We start from the raw sequence: 18,277 nt of genomic DNA on the forward strand, positions 1-18,277 counted from the left end.
TGTTTTTATTTTCAGGAAGCTCGTCGCGCCAGCATTTCCCGGGCGTGTTTCACCACCCCGGCGACATCAATTTCGTGGCGTGCCCGCGTTGATGCTCTGTCGGCAGCAATCGCGTATTGTCCATCCATAATCCCCAGACGTTTCAGCGGGATGGCGCACCCGGCCTCGGCCAGCACTTCAGCCACCAGGCTGCCGACACCGCCGTTGACGTTGTGCTCCTCGACGCTAACCACCGCCTTACAGGGCGCAATCGCCGCCAGCAGCTGTTGGGTATCACAGGGACGAATAGATGGAACGTTGATAACAGTAGCGTCAATACCTTCTTGCGCGAGTTGTGCGGCGGCTTCCACTATTTCATGTACGGTGGAGCCCATTGCCACCAGCGCCACGTCATGGCCTGCACGCAGGACATCAATCTTGCCTGGCGCAAAGCGGTAGGTTTCGTCATGCAGTTCCGGCAGGGCTTTACCGTCAAGACGGATATAGACCGGGCCAACGTGGTCGAGGGCGTAGTCAATAATCTGGCGGCACTCGTTTGGGCTCGACGGCGCATAAATCTCGATGTTGCCAAAGCCGCGCATGATGGCGATATCGTCGATGCTGTGGTGGGTACTGGCGAGTGGGCCGTAGCTGGCACCCGCGTTCAGGCCAAACAGCTTCACGTTGGTGTTGTTGTAGCAAATGTCGACCTTGATCTGCTCGTTGGCGCGTGAGATCAAAAACGGTGCGGCGTTGCAGGTGACGGCAATTTTACCGCCAATTGCCAGCCCGGCGGCGGCACCGACCAGCGTCTGCTCGGCAATCCCGACGTTCACTAACCGGCCAGGGAAGCGCTGCATAAACGGAGAAATTTTTGCCGTGGAGGTCGAATCCGCCACCACCGGCACCAGGTCCACGCCGCGATCGACGGCATCAATAAAGGCATCAACCATCACCGTAGCGAGATGTTCGCTTTTACTCATCTTTCAGTTCCTCCAGCGCCAGTTCAATTTCTTCGCCTTTTGGCACGCGGTGGTGCCATTCAGGACGCCCCTGAATAAACGAGATCCCGGCACCTTTGGTGGTATGGGCGATCACCACGTGGGGTTTACCGCCAGGCTGCAAACCTTCCAGGGTGGCGACCACGTCGGCCATGTCATTACCGTTGCAGGCGGTCACTTCCAGCCCGAACGCTTTCCATTTCTCATCCAGCGGGTCGGTATTAAGGATCTCTTTGGTTGAGCCCGCCAGCTGCAGGTTGTTTTTGTCGTTGATGATGAACAGGTTATCCAGCTGATAGTGGGCGGCCACCAGCGCGGCTTCCCAGTTGCTGCCTTCTGCCAGTTCGCCATCACCGGTCACCACAAACACCCGGCGCTTACTGTTGCTGCGCTTCGCCGCCAGCGCGATCCCCACCGCCACCGGCAGGCCGTGGCCCAGCGCGCCGGTATTCAGCTCGATACCCGGTGTTTTATGCTTCACCGGATGGCCGGGCAGGTGCGAGTCGGCATGCTGATAGGTGGATAACCATTCGACGGGGATAAACCCGGCCTCGGCCAGCACACAGTAGTACCCGCCAACCGCATGGCCTTTCGACTGAATGTAGATGTCGCGTTCGTCGCTGTCCTTCAGTTGAGGAGAGCAGTTCAGAATGCGGAAGTAGAGCGCGGTAAGCAGTTCGACCTGCGAGAGATCGGCGCCAGTATGGCCGCCTGCCGGGCTTTCGGCATTCAGCACGATGATCCGGCGGCGAATCGAGCGCGCTCGGGTTTCAAGCTCCGCGATAGAGAGCGAGAACGGATTCATAACATACCTCCTGAATTTATAATCTGTTGTGAATAATTATTCCAGCCGGGTAAAGCAATCCCCCTTTGCAGGATCTGAAACACCGTAACCGGTGCTACAGCAGGGATTTCATGACCGCTTTGAATATATATTCAATGCTGATTTATTATTCATGATATGTAAGATATGCCTTGCTCCGGGGTTTGTCTACGGTTTGAGCAGGCAAATTTCGAAGAAAGGAGAAAAGGATCACATTTGGCTGGCCGATCGCGATCGCCCTTGCTTGTTAAATATTCAGGGATGAATAAAAATAACGACAGCCGATTGAGGGGAACGTTATGTCTAAGCAGGATGAACAGCGATTACTGGTCAAGATCGCGACACTTTACTACAGCGAGAACAAAAAGCAGTCCGAGATTGCCTCGCTGCTGCATCTCTCCCAGTCCTTTGTGTCGCGGGCGTTAACGCGCTGCCAGAAAGAGGGGCTGGTCAAAATTACCGTCGTCCAGCCGACCAACATTTTTGTCTCGCTGGAAAAGGCGCTGGAAGAGCAGTACGGCATTCGTCAGGCGATTGTGGTGGACGTGGGCGAAGACCCTACCGGGGCACAGATTAAGCACGCCATCGGCAGCGCGGCGGCGCACTATGTTGAAACCCGTCTGCGCCCGGAAGACCTGGTCGGCATCTCCTCCTGGAGTAGCACCATCCGCTGCATGGTAGATGAGATGCACCCGCAAAATATTCGCGCGGCCGGGGTGATCCAGCTGCTGGGTGGGGTGGGGCCGAACGGCAACGTGCAGGCAACGATCCTGACGCAGCAGTTGGCGGCGCACCTTGGCTGCCCGGCGGGTCTACTGCCGTCCCAGAGCATTGAACACTCGGTAGAAGAGCGTGCCCGGCTGGTCAGCAGTCCGGACGTGGCGGATGTGGTTGGCAAATTTGCCGAAGTGGACGTGGCGATTGTCGGTATCGGCGAACTGGAGCCCTCTCAGTTGCTGAAAAACTCCGGTAACTACTACAACGAAGATATGCTCAAGCTGCTGGCCGAGCGCGGGGCGGTGGGTGACATCTGCCTGCACTATTACGACGCCAAAGGCGAGCCGGTACTCACGCCAGAAGAGGACCCGGTGATCGGCATGGAGCTGGCGCAGATCCGCGCCTGTCCGCAGGTGATTGCTCTCGCGGGTGGAGCAGAAAAGCGGAATGCGATCCTCGGTGCGCTGGAGGGAAAATATATCGATGTCTTGATCACTGATTACCCGACAGCACGTGACCTGCTCAAAGCATAAATCCTATCCTGTTGAATTATCTTATTTAAAAAAATGCCCGAACCCTCGGGCATTAAATTAATATTGACTAAGTTCACAGATGAAACTTAATGACCTTCACTTTGTTTCCTGTGTTTACTAATGTTGGGTCGCTGTCCCCTACAGTCCACAATCGGAAGGTGAAAAAAAATGAAAAGCGCCGCCATAACCCCTGTCAGTTTTCGAGAGAAAGTGTGCTACGGCCTGGGAGATACCTCGGCCAATATCTTTATGGGCATGACGATGATGTTCTTGTCCATTTACTATACCGACGTGTTTAAACTCAGCCCCGCAGCAATGGGAACCTTGTTTCTGATTACGCGGCTGATTGATGCCATCAGCGACCCGATCATTGGTTCGCTCTCGGATCGCACCCGTTCACGCCTGGGCCGCTACCGCCCCTGGCTGCTGTGGTTTGCCATTCCCTATGGCCTGAGCTGCGCGGCGGTCTTCTTCTCGCCGGAGCTGGGTGAAACCGGCCGCACGCTGTATGCCTATATCACCTACATAATTCTGGTGTTGAGCTTCAGCCTGGTGGTGGTGCCGTATGTCTCGCTGCTGGGGGCGATTTCCGCCGACAGCGGAGAGCGTATCCAGATTAATGCTATTCGTTTCCCGCTGGCTAAAGTCTCTTATTTAATCTGCTCCCTGTTGGTGCCTGCCTTAATTGCGCTGTTCGATAACGATGTGGTGGGCTATCGCGTGGTGATGTGCGGCATCGGTATTTTGTCTACCGTGCTGGTGTTGATCTGCTATTTCAATACTACCGAGCGCGTGCTGCCCGATAATAGCGACGCCCTGAGCCTGAAGCAGCAGGTGAAATATGTCTTTAAAAATGACCAGGCGATGATTGTCTTTGCCGCGCAAACCGTGGTGATGGTTATGAATACCCTCAAATTTGGTGCGGCAGCCTATTTCGTTAAATATGTGCTGAGTATGCCGACCTCATTTTTAAGTCTCTTGCTTACCGCCGGTTCGATTGCCGGGATCCTTGCCCCTTTATTAACCGGTTATTTTCTGAAAAAGGGCTGGGTTAAACGGATCCCGCTGCTGGTGGGGAGCCAGATCGTCGGCGGTATGATCACCCTCGCCATCGGCCTGACGCCGGTTAGTGCTATCTGGTTCCATGCGCTGCTGTTTGTGCTGGCGACGCTGGCCGTAGAACTTATCGCGGTGATTATCTGGGCCACGGTTGCCGACGTTGCCGATTACGGTTTCCACCGTTTCGGGGTACGTATTAACGGCATGATTGGCGGCGGGATGTTATTTGCCACCAAGGCCGGGATGGCGATTGGCGGGGCGATTATTGGTTATGTGCTGGCCTGGTTTGGCTATAACCCCGACACCATGAGCAGCGCCTCTGAAAATCAATTATCCGCGTTTATGCTGCTTTATGCCTGGCTGCCCGCGGTCTGCATGTTTATGGCCGCCGCATTATTCTCTCGCTACAAACTCGATGAAAAGGCGTGCCAGACCTTTATTCAGGACAGTGAACATTCAACATCAGGAGTGGGTTATGAAAAAGCTGCACATTGAGGGACGAAGCTTTTATGACGGTGACAGTCAGCCTTTTTTCTGGACGGCATGCACCGCATGGGAACTGTTCCATAAATTAACCCTCCCGGAGGCGGAACGCTATTTACGTAATCGTGCGGAAAAAGGGTTTAACGTGGTGCAGGCGGTGGCGGTATGCGAGCTGGACGGGCTGCACACCCCAACCTATGAAGGCGGGCATCTGCCGTTTAGCGACCTGACGACGCTCAAACCTAATGAGGCCTACTTCGACCATCTGCGCGCCGTCACGGTGTTGGCTAACCAGCTCGGCATCACCCTGGCGCTGGTGCCGATGTGGGGTTCGCACTGGAGCGTCAATAATAGCTGGGGGCAGGATAAAGCCCCGCTGTTTAATCGACATAACGTCGCAACCTTCTGCCGCTATCTGAGCGATAAACTGGAAGGCACCGGCATTATCTGGATGATTGGCGGTGACCGGGCGATAGCCAGTGATGACCAACGCCAGCTGCTGGAGGAGATGGCAAGCGGTCTGCGGTCGGGCAGCAGCGGAGATGCGCCGATCACCGTTCACAGCCAGGGTGGGCGCAGCACGCTGGATATGACAGGCGATCGTCCGTGGCACGATTTTGTGGTCTGGCAAACCGGGCATATGGGCCAGGCTTATCCGTCATGGCGGCCCATTGAGATGGATTATCAGCGCCAGCAAAAGCCGGTACTCGACGGCGAGCCATGCTACGAAGCCCACCCGGTGATGTGCCAGCACCAGTTCAAACGTTCGCAGGATGCCAGCCGCTTTACCGACCGCGAAGTGCGTCGCACCAGCTACTGGTCCGTGTTTGCCGGTGGGGCGGGCATTACCTACGGTTGCTACAGCCTGTGGCAGATGCGTCGCCCGGAAGATGACGCCGTCGCCATCCCGGAAAGTGCTGCCAGTACCTATCAGGGGGATACCATCCCATACTGGTTCGAGGTGCTCAATTACCCTGGGGCGTTCAATATTGGCACTTTGCGCCGGTTTATCGAATCCCTGCCGCGCTGGTGGCAACGTGAGCCGGATCAAGCCTTGCTGCTGAACGCCAACCCCACCGACCACAAGCACTGTCGCGCCATGCGTGATAGCCAGCGGGGCTGGATTGCGGTGTACATCCCCGAGCAACAAAACGTGGTGGTCGATGTGCGGGATTTTGCCGACAGTGGCTTTACCATCAGCTGGTTCGATCCCCGCTACGGCGTAATGAACCGGGTCAGCAGCGATATCTCGGAGACCTTTTTCCTCAGTATCGATCCTCCTGATACCGGGACGGACTGGGTGCTGGTGTTAAGCAAAAAAGAGAACTGAAATTGCTGTGCTCCATGATGTTATGATAGCGGCGCGATGAGGCATTGACGCGCACAGAGGCTTAACGTCATGGATTATAAAAAGCAGATCCTCAATATCCTGCACAGTGAAAACGAGTCGCGGGCGGAAATGACCCGCCGACTCGGCGTCACCAAAGCATACATTACCAAACTCACCTCCCAGCTTCTGGCAGAGCGCCTGATCGAGGAGCGGGAGGTGAAAGACGTCACCTTTGGCCGTCCCCAGCAGATGCTGGCGGTAAAAAGCTACGCCTGGTACAGCGTCAACATCATGCTGCGCAGAGGCAATGTGCAGGCCAGCCTCAACGACTACAACACCCAACTCCCGCCCCTGACCACCCACACCCGCATGCTGCCAGAGGTGATGACCCCGGCTGGGTTAACCGCTGAACTGGTGGCGTGCGTGAAAGCCCTGTGCGAATCGTCGCAGCTGCCGATGTCAAGAATCAAGGTTGTGAGCGTGGCGCTGCAGGGGGGCATTGAACATTTCACCGGCGTTGTGCGCTATTGTCCGCTGTTTGTTGATAACAACGTCAATCTCAGGGCATTAGTGGAAGAGAGCACCGGCATCCCGACCCGGGTATATAACATTGCCCACTGCACCACCTATCTGCTGGCGAAGCTTTCTCCGGGCATGTCCTGGGTGGCGTTTATGCCAGGCTTTGGCAGCCTGGGCTATGGCTATTGCATGAATGGCCAGACCGGGCTTGGGGAAAACGGCTTCTACCCGGAAATCGTGCATCTGCCGTGGGAAGGGGGGATTGAGCAGGCGTTTAACGTCGATGAAAATCGCCAGCAGGAGACGCTGCTCACCACCGCCAAGGCGCTTTATTTCGCGATTTGCTGCACCGCGCCGGTACATAATATCAAAACCGTTATTGTCACCGGGGAGCTGTTCGAAGATTACGGTGATGCCATTTTGCCGTTGGCGCAGAGTATGCTGGACAACTCTTCGGATCGGCACATCAGTGAGATTCGCATTCGTCACTATAAGACGGGCTATCACTATGGGGTGAAGGGGCTGGTTCAGCTCAGTGCCGACAGCATTACCGATCTACTGGTGTAACGGCGGGGCAGTGCCCCGCCGCACAGAGCCGCTATTTGCCCTCCATTACCGCCTTTTGCGCCACCACCGCCGCTTTCTGCTGCATCCGGTTTTGCATCTGGTCAATGATCACCGCCACGATAATCACCAGCCCTTTGATCACCATCTGCCAGAACTCGCTGACCCCCATCATCACCAGTCCGTCGGCCAAAAAGCCAATCACAAAGGCGCCAATCAGGGTGCCAAGAATAGTGCCACGCCCGCCGGCCAGCGACGTTCCGCCCAGTACCACCGCGGCGATGGCGTTCATCTCAAAGGCGGTGCCGTTGGCCGGATGGCTCGCCAGCAACTGGGCGGAGACCACAATCCCGGCGATGGCGGCGCAGAAACCCGACAGAGTGTAGACCAGGATTTTCACCCGTTTGACCCGCACCCCGGAAAGCTCCGCTGCGCGTTCGTTATCGCCGATGGCGTACACGTGGCGGCCAAACGGCAGGCGGCGGGCGATATAGGCGATCACCAGCGCCAGCACAATCATCATCCAGATGGCCCACGGAATGCCGAGCAGCGTTCCCGCGCCTATTTCATCAAAACCGGTATTGCCCAACTGCGGATTGCCGGACAACCCTGGGAAGGTCTGCCCGTCGGAGGTGAGCATCGCGGCACCGCGCAGCACGTACATGGTGCCGAGGGTGCAGATAAAGGGTGCCACGTTATAGCGGGTGATGATCCAGCCGTTTATCGAGCCGATAAAGGCGCCAATCAGCAGAACGATGGGCACAATGACCCACACGCTTGGGAAGATGGCGATGCCAAACATCGGCAGCACAATGCCTTTGGTGATCATCCACCCGGCGATCATCCCGCACAGCCCAAGCGTAGCGCCAATCGACAGGTCGATCCCGGCGGTGATGATCACAAAGGTGATCCCCAGTGCCAGGAAGGCGTTGATGGCGATGTGTTTAATCATAATCACCAGGCTGCCCGGGGAGAGAAAACCGGGCACGGTCATGGTGAAAAAGCCGACGATTAAAAACAGCGCAATGAAGGTGCGCATCTTCAGCAACAGCAGGAGTAATTTTTCCCGGGAAGGCGCGGCCCCTTTTTGCGGCATCAGCGCGACAGATTGTGTTGTTTTCATATCAGAACCCCTGAGCACTTGCGGTTACCAGTGCCGATTCTTCGGCCCGATCGCGAACAATATCGGCGGTGAGTTTGCCGCCGGACATCACCAGAATGCGGTCAGATACCGCCATAATCTCTTTCAAATCTGAGGTGGAGAACACCACCGCAATCCCCTCTTGCGACAGCTGCACCATCATGCGAAACACGTCCGCTTTGGCGCCCACGTCGATGCCGCGCGTCGGTTCATCCAGAAACAGCACCTTCGGGTTGGTCAGCAGCGAGCGGCCAATCACCACTTTTTGCTGATTACCGCCGCTGAGGGCCTGGATCTCCACCTCCGGAGCTGAGACCTTGATCGACAGGTTGCCGATGGTGCTGGCGACCACTTCCTGCTCGGCTTTTTGCTCGATGGCAAAGCCGCGCTGCAGACGCCGCCACAGGCTGGCGATGGTCAGGTTGCTGGCGACCGACGAGCCCGGGAAAATCCCGGTGCGTTTACGGTCTTCCGGCACCAGGCTCATCCCCATGCGGATGCGCTCGGCGGTGGTCAGCCGCTGCGGCACCGGCTTGCTGTCGAGCCACAGCTTGCCCAGATAGTTGCGTTCGGTGCCGAGCATGCATTCGAACAGCTCGGTACGCCCGGCGCCCATCAGGCCATAGATCCCGACAATCTCTCCGGCATTCACCTGGAAGCTGACGTCGTTAACCACCGTGTTCCCGGCCCCGTTGACGCAGGTAATGTGCTCCGCCTCCAGCACCGGGGCACCGAAGGTACGGCCGGGCTCGAGGAAGTTACTCACCGGGTCGCTGCCGAGCATCTCGCGCACAATCCACGGCACGTCGATGTCCTGCACCTTCGCCTCGGCCTGGAATTTGCCGTCGCGCAGAATGGTGATCACATCGCCTATCGCCATCAGCTCTTCCAGCCGGTGAGAGATATAGATGATGGAGACGCCCTGGCGGGTCAGCTCGCGGATCACCCGAAACAGAATATCGACTTCGGTTTTGCTCAGCGCCGAGGTGGGCTCGTCGAGGATCAGGATGTCTGCGTCCTCGGCCAGCGCTTTGGCGATCTCGATCAGCTGCTGCTGACCGACTTTCAGATTGCCGACCAGCTCGCGCGGGGAGATAGGCTGATCGAGGCGTTTCAGCAGCTCCGCTGTGCGGCTCTCCTGCTCGGCCTCGTTAATCGGCATCACCCCTTTTTGCAGCTCGCGGCCAAGGAAGATGTTCTCCGCCACGCTGAGATTTTCAAACAGGTTCAGCTCCTGGTGCACCATGCCAATTCCGTGCGCGGCGGCATCGCGGGTGTTGGCGATCTTCACCTGTTTGCCGTTCAGCCACATCTCGCCGAGACTTGGCTGCTGTACCCCGGCGAGGATTTTCATCAGCGTTGATTTTCCGGCGCCGTTCTCGCCGATAATCACGTTCACTTTGCCGCGCCAGACGCGGTAATCGACCTTGTCCAGCGCCACGGTGCCGGGGAACAGCATCGAGATGCCGTGGGTGCTGAGGATAATGTCCTCTGCCGGGTTGTCGCTCATCACGGCGTCTCCTGTTTCAGTTCCAGCGCCGTCGCCTCGCTCGCTTTCCCGGCTGTCAGGGTGGTGGCGAACAGGACGGTGGCATTTTTCCCGCTCCAGCTGTCATCGATCTTCGGCAGATGCTTCACCGCCTCGCGATTTAACGCGCGGGAGAGTTGGGCATACTGCACCTGGTTGGTAAATTCATCGAAGCGGAATCCGGCGGCATCGCGGATGGCGTTGCCGCGCATCACCGACCCGGCCTGGATGGCCAGTGGCTGACCGTTTACCGTCATCACCAGCTTCTGTTCACGTTCGCTGCTGGCATCCACGCGCTCGACCTTACCGGTCAGCCGGACGAAGACGCTCTGCGGTTTCTCAGAGGGCGTGTTCAGCTGGGTGGAGAGCGCGCTGGCGTCCAGCGCATGATTTTTGGCGGCATCAAGGATCCGGGGCTGCCAGGTTTGTTGCGCGATCTGCTCGGGGGTCTGGTTGTCAAAGCTGGCTTTGGCATTGGGATCGGCAGGCATTATCGGCTTGCCGTTCTCATCCAGGTCCACCACCGTGCAGGCCGTCAGCAACAGGGCAGCTGCGCCTGTCAGCGCAGCGCCCCATTGTGTTAAACGCATACTGCCTCCGCTTATTTGCTGAGGTTAAACAGATTCAACTTGCTGGCGTTGGTCTCATCAATCAGCACGCAGTCCATCAGCTGTTTCTCGTCTTTTTGCGCTTTGCCGTTTTTCAGGTAGTAATCTGCCTGCTCAACGGCCATCTGCGCCTGCTGCCAGCCCGGCTGCAGAACGGTGGCTTTGATGTTGCCTTTTTTCAGGATTGAGTCGCGGGTGTAGTCGCTGCCGTCAAAGCCGACCACAATCACGTTGTTTTTCCCGGCGGCTTTCAGCGCCGCTTCGGCACCCAGCGCCATGGTGTCGTTACCGGAGATCACGCCCACGATATCGGGGTTGGTTTGCAGGATGGCTTCCATACGGGTGAAGGCTTCAGTCTGGCTCCAGTTGGCGGTTTGCTGCGCCACCATCTTCATGTCCGGATAATCATCAATAACGTCGTGGTAGCCCTGCGAACGCACGCCAGCGTTGGTGTCCGACGGACGGCCCAGCAGCTCAACGTATTTCCCTTTGCCGTCCAGCAGCTTGACGAACTTCTCGGCACCGAGCTGCGCGCCCTGATAGTTGTTCGACACAATCTGCGCCACGGCGACGCCGGTTTTGTTGATTTCACGATCGATCAGGAAGGCAGGGACGCCCGCCGCTTTGGCCTTTTCCAGCGGACCGACGGTGGCATCTGCCCCGGCGTTATCGAGGATAATCGCTTTCGCTTTACGGGCGATGGCGGTTTCAATCAGCTGGTTTTGTTTGTTCACGTCATCGTCGTGCGAGGCGACAAGCGTGGTGTAACCCAGCTCTTTCGCCTTCGCCGCCGCGCCGTCGGCTTCAGCCTTGAAGAACGGGTTGTCGTGAGAAGGGGTAATAATCGCAATGAGTCCGTTATCGGCGGCAAACAGGGAGCCGGAAGCGGCGATCATTGAGGCCAGTAAAGCGGATTTTACAAAGGTCTTGTTCATTCTTTTTCTCCACATTGAATATTTATTCAATAATGATTTATTATTCAATGTAACGATAAGTCTGCCTGATTAAACTGTCTACGGTTTAGGCAGCTAATTTCTTAAAAGGAGAAAACGATCACGATCCTGAGCGGTTATTCATCACAAATCAGGGTTACCACCATCGCGTCAAGGCGACACCAGTGCAGGGTAAATGGCTGATTTTGTGCAAAGGGTGGGAGAGGGCGGGTCAACGTCAGCGTCAGGGTGTCGGCATTCAGCGCGGTGATGCGTGCGCTGTCAAAGCCCATCCACGCCTGCACCTGCGGGAACAGCGCCTTAAACAGACTCTCTTTGGCGCTAAAGGTGAGGGTAAAGGCCAGATCGAAAGGCAGACCGCTTTGGGTCAGCAGCTGCGCTTCCTGCGGATGAATTGCGCCGTCCTGAATTTCACGAGATTCTTTTTCGGCGATGATTGATTCGCAATCGATGCCTGTTAACCCATTTTGGCGACATATCGCCACGGCCTGCGTTCCGCTATGGGAAATACTGCCGGTGATGCCTGTCGGCCACAGCGGTTCCCCATTGTTGCCAATGCCAGGAACGGTCTGCCCGTTCAGAGCATGAAAGGCGGCGATGCGCCCGGCCAGGTGATCGGCTTTGCGCTTGCGCCCGGCTTCTGCCAACTGATGATAGTGCGGGAGCCAAAGCAGATCGGCGTCGGAAAAGGTCGAGGGATTGAAGGTGATGTGGTGAACAGTCTGTCCGGCGAGAAGAAAGGTGGCGTGGGTAGTGAACATGGGCTTCTCGTAACGGACAAAAAAGGGAGGTCTATGTTAGCAATGCCTGCCGGGCTGATACAGGGTATTTCATCGTTTTAAACCTCCCGACGTTTGATGCAAAGTCCAGGAGCCAGGGTTGAGTACAGCCTAGGTGGATGCAACCACAGAGATTAAGGCCGCGCTGACTGCGGCCGGTACGTCAATCGGTGCGAATTGAGTCTGTCAGCTCTGTGCCAGAAGCGGAAGTTGCAAAATGGGGTTATTTCAATCAAAACGTGACGTCACAACCAGCCGACGCTCTCTCTCCATTTATAATTAGTAACTTTATCATTTTCGCTTATTTTTTTAGAGATAGAGCGAGGCTCTCTTCCTAGATACTCAGATATTTCTGTCGGGGACAAATCAAAATCGACAAGCATGACTCTAAGTTTTTCCATTTCCTTTAAAGTCCAGGGCTTGCCAAAATTTTCATAAAGAGAGACCTTATGCTCCCTGATAGTTCGCTTTCTCTGAGTTTCACTTTCCCTCTGAAAAATCTCGCTTTTAAACTGTGAACGGAACTCTTTACAGAAATTGTCATCAGTTTTTTTGTTATACAGATTGCTAACAATAAGTTGGGATGCCGGATCTAAATCAGGCGTATCAATAATAAAAACCTTGACCTTTTCCATATGTGGATATTCAATTTTACCCAATATGCTTAGTTGTTTTATATTAAAAAAACCTCTTAAATCAAAAGATTTAATGAGTTTTGATTGGATTACACTTTCAATCCTGCTTGCATTTGAATAACAGTAACTTGCCATTGGAAGGGCCCAAACTACCAGTTGAGGAATATATTTTTCTAATGCAATGCTCTGCCAGTCAGCATCAAAGGTTTGGCTTTTTGCTAGCATGTTTTTCGGCAAATCAGAATACAATGTTGTAGATGCCCATATCTTATAATCCTTCGCCAAGGCTTGATAGTGCTTTGTGTGGTTATGAATTTTATAAGCTGACATGAAGCGATACACATCGTCATCGTGACCCGCGTCGTAAATTGTTCGGTTTCCTCTCAGGTAACCGTCGTAATGTTCGTTTATCCTTCTACCTACATTACAACTTACCCCCACGTAAACCACACGATTGAAAAGTCCTTTATGGACAATAAGATAAACTCCGCTACAGCCAGATTTCCTGGCTTCTGATATAGAACCTAAAAATCTCCATTCCATAATTAAATCCATTATTATTGCTACTTTTTTTGTTTGTCATTATTCTCGTGAAGCTTCAATAAATTAATCTAGGGGCTAAGGGCAAAGACTAATATACTTATCATCGTTAGCGATTATATAGTGTAGTGGCGCAATGTACTTGAATGTGCATGTGGAGAAAACATATCGTTGTTGATTAACATGACCAGCTCCTTGTTGATTCACACAGAATGTTGTTAGCAATGTCCGCTCCTTGCTCACAGCGGACCATCTTCCACCTCGCACCAGAAGCGGACATCATGAGTATTATTGCGGATTAAACACCGCGACATTTCTCTAATCTGATATCAGTATCATTTATAGCCTTTTTATTACCCCAGCCGAGTTGCAAATAGAATCGCGCCGCACGACTATTTTTATCCGTTTCCAGCCAGGCAATCTCATGATGTTTGAACAATTCATGCTCGGCCAGCTCAACAAGGCTTCGGCCAATACCCTTGCCTTCATATTCCGGCAGAACAAACGCCGCAAAAAGACATCCTTCATCCGGCAAAATCATTGAGAAGCCCACGACGTTGTCGTTTACGGTTGCAACCCATGCGCATCGACTCTGTTGTATCAGATCGGCAACGACGCTTTCGTTAATCCCCATCTGCTGCATTTCTTCGCGGCTCAGATGATTCTCGATAACCGAGGTTCTAACGTCGAAAATACTATCAACATCAGAAAGTAGAGCTGATCTTGTATAGATATTCATAAGTATTATTCCATGTTTGACAACATAAACATTGAGAACATTGCGCGGCACTTGGTTATTTATTGAGCGGTATCGGGCATGATTTTTCTCCACCACTCAGGCTTCATATCCTGAAATGAGTGAGATTGTGGCGAAAACATCGCGCATTCATTGTGGTCAAAAATACCGCTTAGCAATGCAGTCACCGGAGTGTCGTCGATAGCACCGACTGAACTGCCACACCTGGCACAAAATGCTCTGGATGAAGTCGTAGATGAGCGGAACAGAGAAGGCGTGCCCCCTTCACCCGTCCATTTAACATCCGCCGAGTTGAATTCAAGCCATACTGCGGTCTGACAACCAGAATGCTTCTGGCATATATCGCAGGAGCAGGAATGAGAGGAAGCAGGGTTAATCGCTGTGAATCTGATAAACCCGCATAAACACCCACCTGATAATGTCAATTCCATATCAGTCGATACCTTATCAACGCTCGGAGAGTGATAAAGATAGCATCGTCAGCTCCTCGCTCACAGCGGAGGGAGCAGGTCAGGGGTTCTCCCGTTCACCTTATATTCTGCTGAACATAAGGTGAACGGATCGTTCATCAATACGTAACTGATGAGCATGACAACGCACGTTGCCTTAACGCTCTCATCAGAACTGCGTATTGACACTCATATACCATGTACGGCCTGGCTCGTTATAGGTATAAGCCCCCGCACCGTACATGTACGCGCCAGTCGCGGTATTCCCGGTGGTCTGGGCGTTACCCGCACGCCATACGCGCTTGTCGAAGACGTTATCCACGCCGCCGGTCAGGCTGACGTATTTGGTCACGTCCCAGGTCGCGCTCATGCCCACGATGCTGTACGGACTGACTTCATCCAGCTCAGAACCGGTCGCCGGTTGGCCTTTGTAGTTGTACTTCTTCGGCTGCTGCTTGCCGTACCAGGTGAAGGTAGACTGCACTGACAGATCCTGCTGTACCTGCCAGCTCAGGGTCGAGTTCAGCGTGTACTCCGGGATGATCGACAGACGGTCGCCGGTCTCTTTGTTCTTACTCTGCAGCATGTAGGTGATGTTGTTAGTCCAGTTAACCGCATCGCTGACCGGTACGTTCAGCGTACCTTCCAGACCTTCAACTACCGCTTTTGGCACGTTTTCCCACTGGTAGATATCCGTTTTGGTTTTGCCGAGTGAGGTCTGACCCACTGGCGCGTAACCGGCTTCAATCTTGTCGCGGTAGTCGTTACGGAACCAGGTCACGCCCGCCAGCCAGCCGTCGCGTTTCCACTCCAGGCCAATCTCTTTGTTGATGCTGGTTTCGGCTTTCAGATCCTCGTTACCCAGCATGTAGCAGCCGACGCCGTCGGCGCTGGCGTAGCAACCCTGGCCTTTGCTGTACAGCAGGTAGTTCGGGTTGGTCTGGTACAGACTCGGCGCTTTATAGGCGCGGGCGATACCCATTTTCAGGGTAAAGTCGTCGCCCAGGCCCTGAGACAGGTTCAGCGACGGGCTCCAGTTGTTACCCACCACCGAGTGATGATCGAAGCGCAGCGCCGGGGTCAGCATGGTGCTGTCGGTCAGCTCCATGTTGTTTTCGGCAAACAGAGAGAAGATCTCCGCATCGGAATACGGGCTGCGATTGTTGTCGATCCCCGGAACCGCGCCACCCTGCAGGGCCTGGCCGTTGGAGGACATGTCCTTCATACGCTGCTGATCCCATTCGGTGCCCAGGGTCAGGTTCTGGTTCACGATAAAGTCGATCGGCAGGTTGATTTCGCTGTGCAGCATCACGTCGGACAGGTCGGTATCGGTAAACTGGTTGCTGTTAAACAGCCCTTCCAGACCGCCCGCCAGCCCTTCGCCCAGACGCGAGTTGCGGGTGTGCTCGTACTGCGCCCAGTTGCTGGTGGTGATGCCGTTATCCCAGCCGCCGTTCCAGGTCACGGCGAAGTTCTGCCGATACAGACGGTTGGTCTCTTTGCCGTAGTTTTGCTTCACCAGGCCACTGCTGCTGTTGTCATTGTTGGTGTTCTGCGTGTCGCCGGCGTACAGGTTGTTCTGACGGCTGTAGCCCGCTTCAAACTGCAGGGACTGCATCGGGGCAAAGTCCCAGCGCAGCACGCCGTTAACGTCTTTATTTTCAACCCCTTCACGCCCGGCGGGCAGCGTATCGGCATAGGCGCCGGTACGTTCAGACTGATGGCCTTGGTTGATATCCCACGCGTCGGCCTGGGTTTTATCAAGGTTGCCGTATAAGCGGAAGCTGAAATCCCCGCCCAGCGGGCCGTTGAGGCTAAAGTTGGTGCGTTTGGTGGAGCCCTCTTCTTTATGCTCAGGGGCATTCAGATAGGTGTTCCAGGCGCCATGCCACTCGTTGCTGATTTTTTTGGTGATGATATTCACCACGCCGCCCGCGGCGCCGTTGCCATAACGTGCGGCGGCCGGGCCACGGATCACTTCAATGCGCTCAACCATCTCTGGTGGCACCCAACCGGTATCGCCCCGGGTGTCACGTTCGCCGCGCCAGCCCAGACGGATGGAGTTGCGGCTGGTGACGGGCTTGCCGTCAATCAGGATCAGGGTGTTTTCCGGGCCCATTCCGCGGATATCAATCTGGCGATTGTTACCGCGCTGGCCGCTGGTGGAGTTGCCGGTCAGGTTCACGCCCGGCATAGTGCGGATGATCTCAGCCACATCGCGTGCAGGCGGGTTTTTACGGATCTGATCGGCGGTAATGGTCGACACGCCCGGCGCCTGCAGGTTCTGCTCGGCGGCGGTGATCACCATCGTATCTTCTGTTGCGGCGGTGTCGGCGGCCATGGCCGGCAGTGCTACACCGTAGATCCCCAGATTGACCAGTAAGGCCAGAGAGTGAAGCTTGTTATTCATTGTATGTCCTGCTTTTCGGTGCCGTATTCCCCATGGCTCCATTCCCTAACGGGTGAGGAGACGGCATGATATCGCCCGCAATTTGCGAAAACGCCTCGTTCCTGAGTCCGTACGCAGTGCAGGGCATGGCTATAAATTGTTCGCGCTTCCCACAGCGCGCCCATACGCTATTGCAAATGAAAATAGTTATCAATAATATTATCGATATTGTTTATCTTTTATCAAAAAAACAGAACAGGTCTTGGGGTTAACTCGGTGACAACGCTGGAAGCGGGAAGCAATGCCTGGTGGCAGGCAAAAAAAGGGCCCGAAAGGGTGCCGGAAGGGGATCATTATAAAGTCACGTTCTGGTGGCGTGACCCCGGTGGAACGCAGCACACCTCGCCGCTCAAACGGGTGTGGCTCTACATCACAGGTGTGACCGATCACCACCACAACGCCCGCCCGCAGACGCTGGTGCGCATTGCCGATACTGACATCTGGCAGTGGCAGGGTGAGTTCAGCCCCAGTTGGCGCGGAAGCTACTGTTTTATCCCCTCTGAACATGACGACGATTTCGTTGAGTCAGTGTTTGCCACCGATCCGCCGGACCGCATGGCCCTGCGCGAAGGCTGGCGCAAACTGCTGCCCAACGCCATCGCCGATCCGCTTAACCCGCAGCACTGGCGCGGTGGACGCGGGCACCCGGTCTCGGCGCTCGAAATGCCGCAGGCCCCGCTGCAGCCCGGTTGGGATCGTCCCGACGCGTCGTACCCGCCACCCCAGTGCATCTCCTGGACCAGCGAAAGGCTGGGCAATACGCGTCGGGTGTGGATCTTCACGAGTGGCGAGGCAACTCCGCACGAGCGCCCGCTGGCGGTGCTGCTTGACGGGCAGTTCTGGGCCGAAAGCATGCCGGTATGGCCCGCACTGACCGCTCTCACTCACAGCAATCAACTGCCGCCCGCCGTCTATGTCTTAATCGACGTTATCGACACCGCCCACCGCAGCCGCGAGCTGCCCTGTAACCCCGACTTCTGGCTGGCGGTGCAGGAAGAGCTCTTGCCAAAAATTCATGCACTCGCCCCGTTCAGCGACCGCGCCGATCGCACGGTGGTGGCCGGGCAGAGCTTTGGCGGCCTCTCCGCGCTGTACGCCGGGCTCAACTGGCCCCAGCGCTTTGGCTGCGTGCTCAGCCAGTCGGGCTCCTTCTGGTGGCCGCATCGCGGCGCGAACCAGGACGGCGTGATTATCGAACAGCTTAAAACCCAAAACCTGTCGGGGCAGGGCCTGCGCATCGTGCTGGAGGCGGGGCGACGTGAACCGCTGATTTACCGCGCCGCTCAGGCGCTGTATGCCGAACTACAGCACGCGCAGCCGCCGGTTGTCTGGCGTCCGGTTGACGGTGGACATGATGCACTTTGCTGGCGGGGAGGGCTGACGCAGGGGCTGATGACTCTCTGGCAGCCGCTTATTCAATAACGGAGTCT

Annotated in this window: 16 protein-coding genes; 5 read left to right on the top strand and 11 right to left on the bottom strand. The window is 55.5% G+C overall.

Going from position 1 to position 18,277, the window contains the following annotated elements; translation table 11 throughout:
- Positions 1-11 precede the first annotated feature (11 nt).
- On the bottom strand, positions 12-962 hold the full coding sequence (locus tag M8014_RS16485; RefSeq protein ID WP_271283475.1) for a transketolase family protein: 951 nt from the start codon (positions 960-962) through the stop codon (positions 12-14).
- The gene (locus M8014_RS16490; protein ID WP_271283476.1) at positions 955-1,785 is read right to left on the bottom strand and encodes a transketolase; all 831 of its coding nucleotides are present in this window, start codon (positions 1,783-1,785) and stop codon (positions 955-957) included. The genes M8014_RS16485 and M8014_RS16490 overlap by 8 nt, the downstream gene beginning before the upstream one ends.
- 317 nt (positions 1,786-2,102) lie before the next feature.
- Here M8014_RS16490 and M8014_RS16495 point away from each other — a divergent pair, with 317 nt between their 5' ends.
- The 4 genes from M8014_RS16495 (at position 2,103) to M8014_RS16510 (ending at position 7,011) form a co-directional block, all read left to right on the top strand.
- Positions 2,103-3,053, top strand: a complete 951-nt coding sequence (locus tag M8014_RS16495) for a sugar-binding transcriptional regulator (protein WP_271283477.1) — start codon at positions 2,103-2,105, stop codon at positions 3,051-3,053.
- A 168-nt stretch (positions 3,054-3,221) separates the two neighbouring features.
- Entirely contained in the window at positions 3,222-4,607 is a 1,386-nt protein-coding gene (locus tag M8014_RS16500) for an MFS transporter (RefSeq protein WP_271283478.1), read from the top strand.
- Positions 4,588-5,925, top strand: coding sequence for a glycoside hydrolase family 140 protein (locus M8014_RS16505; protein WP_271283479.1), 1,338 nt, complete (start codon positions 4,588-4,590; stop codon positions 5,923-5,925). Before M8014_RS16500 ends, M8014_RS16505 begins: the two co-directional genes overlap by 20 nt.
- Before the next feature lie 69 nt (positions 5,926-5,994).
- A complete protein-coding gene (locus M8014_RS16510) occupies positions 5,995-7,011 on the top strand; it encodes an ROK family protein (RefSeq protein WP_271283480.1) in 1,017 nt (338 codons plus the stop codon).
- Between the two features lie 31 nt (positions 7,012-7,042).
- Here the strand turns inward: M8014_RS16510 and M8014_RS16515 are convergent, their stop codons facing one another.
- From M8014_RS16515 to M8014_RS16555, 9 genes are all read right to left on the bottom strand, one after another.
- On the bottom strand, positions 7,043-8,131 hold the full coding sequence (locus M8014_RS16515) for an ABC transporter permease (RefSeq protein WP_271283481.1): 1,089 nt from the start codon (positions 8,129-8,131) through the stop codon (positions 7,043-7,045).
- A 1-nt stretch (position 8,132) separates the two neighbouring features.
- Positions 8,133-9,659: a sugar ABC transporter ATP-binding protein gene (locus M8014_RS16520; RefSeq protein WP_271283482.1), complete on the bottom strand. Its 1,527-nt coding sequence runs from the start codon at positions 9,657-9,659 to the stop codon at positions 8,133-8,135.
- Positions 9,659-10,267, bottom strand: a complete 609-nt coding sequence (locus M8014_RS16525) for a DUF2291 family protein (protein WP_271283483.1) — start codon at positions 10,265-10,267, stop codon at positions 9,659-9,661. The genes M8014_RS16520 and M8014_RS16525 overlap by 1 nt, the downstream gene beginning before the upstream one ends.
- A gap of 11 nt (positions 10,268-10,278) precedes the next feature.
- Entirely contained in the window at positions 10,279-11,220 is a 942-nt protein-coding gene (locus M8014_RS16530) for a D-ribose ABC transporter substrate-binding protein (RefSeq protein ID WP_271283484.1), read from the bottom strand.
- Between the two features lie 134 nt (positions 11,221-11,354).
- The gene (gene entD / locus M8014_RS16535; protein WP_271283485.1) at positions 11,355-11,999 is read right to left on the bottom strand and encodes an enterobactin synthase subunit EntD; all 645 of its coding nucleotides are present in this window, start codon (positions 11,997-11,999) and stop codon (positions 11,355-11,357) included.
- A gap of 263 nt (positions 12,000-12,262) precedes the next feature.
- Complete coding sequence (locus M8014_RS16540; protein WP_271283486.1) at positions 12,263-13,207, bottom strand: GIY-YIG nuclease family protein; 945 nt, start codon at positions 13,205-13,207, stop codon at positions 12,263-12,265.
- 283 nt (positions 13,208-13,490) lie between these two features.
- Positions 13,491-13,931, bottom strand: coding sequence for a GNAT family N-acetyltransferase (locus M8014_RS16545; protein ID WP_271283487.1), 441 nt, complete (start codon positions 13,929-13,931; stop codon positions 13,491-13,493).
- Positions 13,932-13,990: 59 nt separating this feature from the next.
- On the bottom strand, positions 13,991-14,380 hold the full coding sequence (locus M8014_RS16550) for a GFA family protein (RefSeq protein ID WP_271283488.1): 390 nt from the start codon (positions 14,378-14,380) through the stop codon (positions 13,991-13,993).
- Between the two features lie 187 nt (positions 14,381-14,567).
- Positions 14,568-16,808, bottom strand: a complete 2,241-nt coding sequence (locus M8014_RS16555; RefSeq protein ID WP_271283489.1) for a TonB-dependent siderophore receptor — start codon at positions 16,806-16,808, stop codon at positions 14,568-14,570.
- Positions 16,809-17,063: 255 nt separating this feature from the next.
- Here M8014_RS16555 and fes point away from each other — a divergent pair, with 255 nt between their 5' ends.
- Positions 17,064-18,269, top strand: a complete 1,206-nt coding sequence (gene fes, locus M8014_RS16560) for an enterochelin esterase (RefSeq protein ID WP_271283490.1) — start codon at positions 17,064-17,066, stop codon at positions 18,267-18,269.
- Positions 18,270-18,277: the final 8 nt, after the last annotated feature.

This window comes from Silvania hatchlandensis, from assembly GCF_025564065.1.
Lineage (GTDB): Bacteria > Pseudomonadota > Gammaproteobacteria > Enterobacterales > Enterobacteriaceae > Enterobacter > Enterobacter hatchlandensis.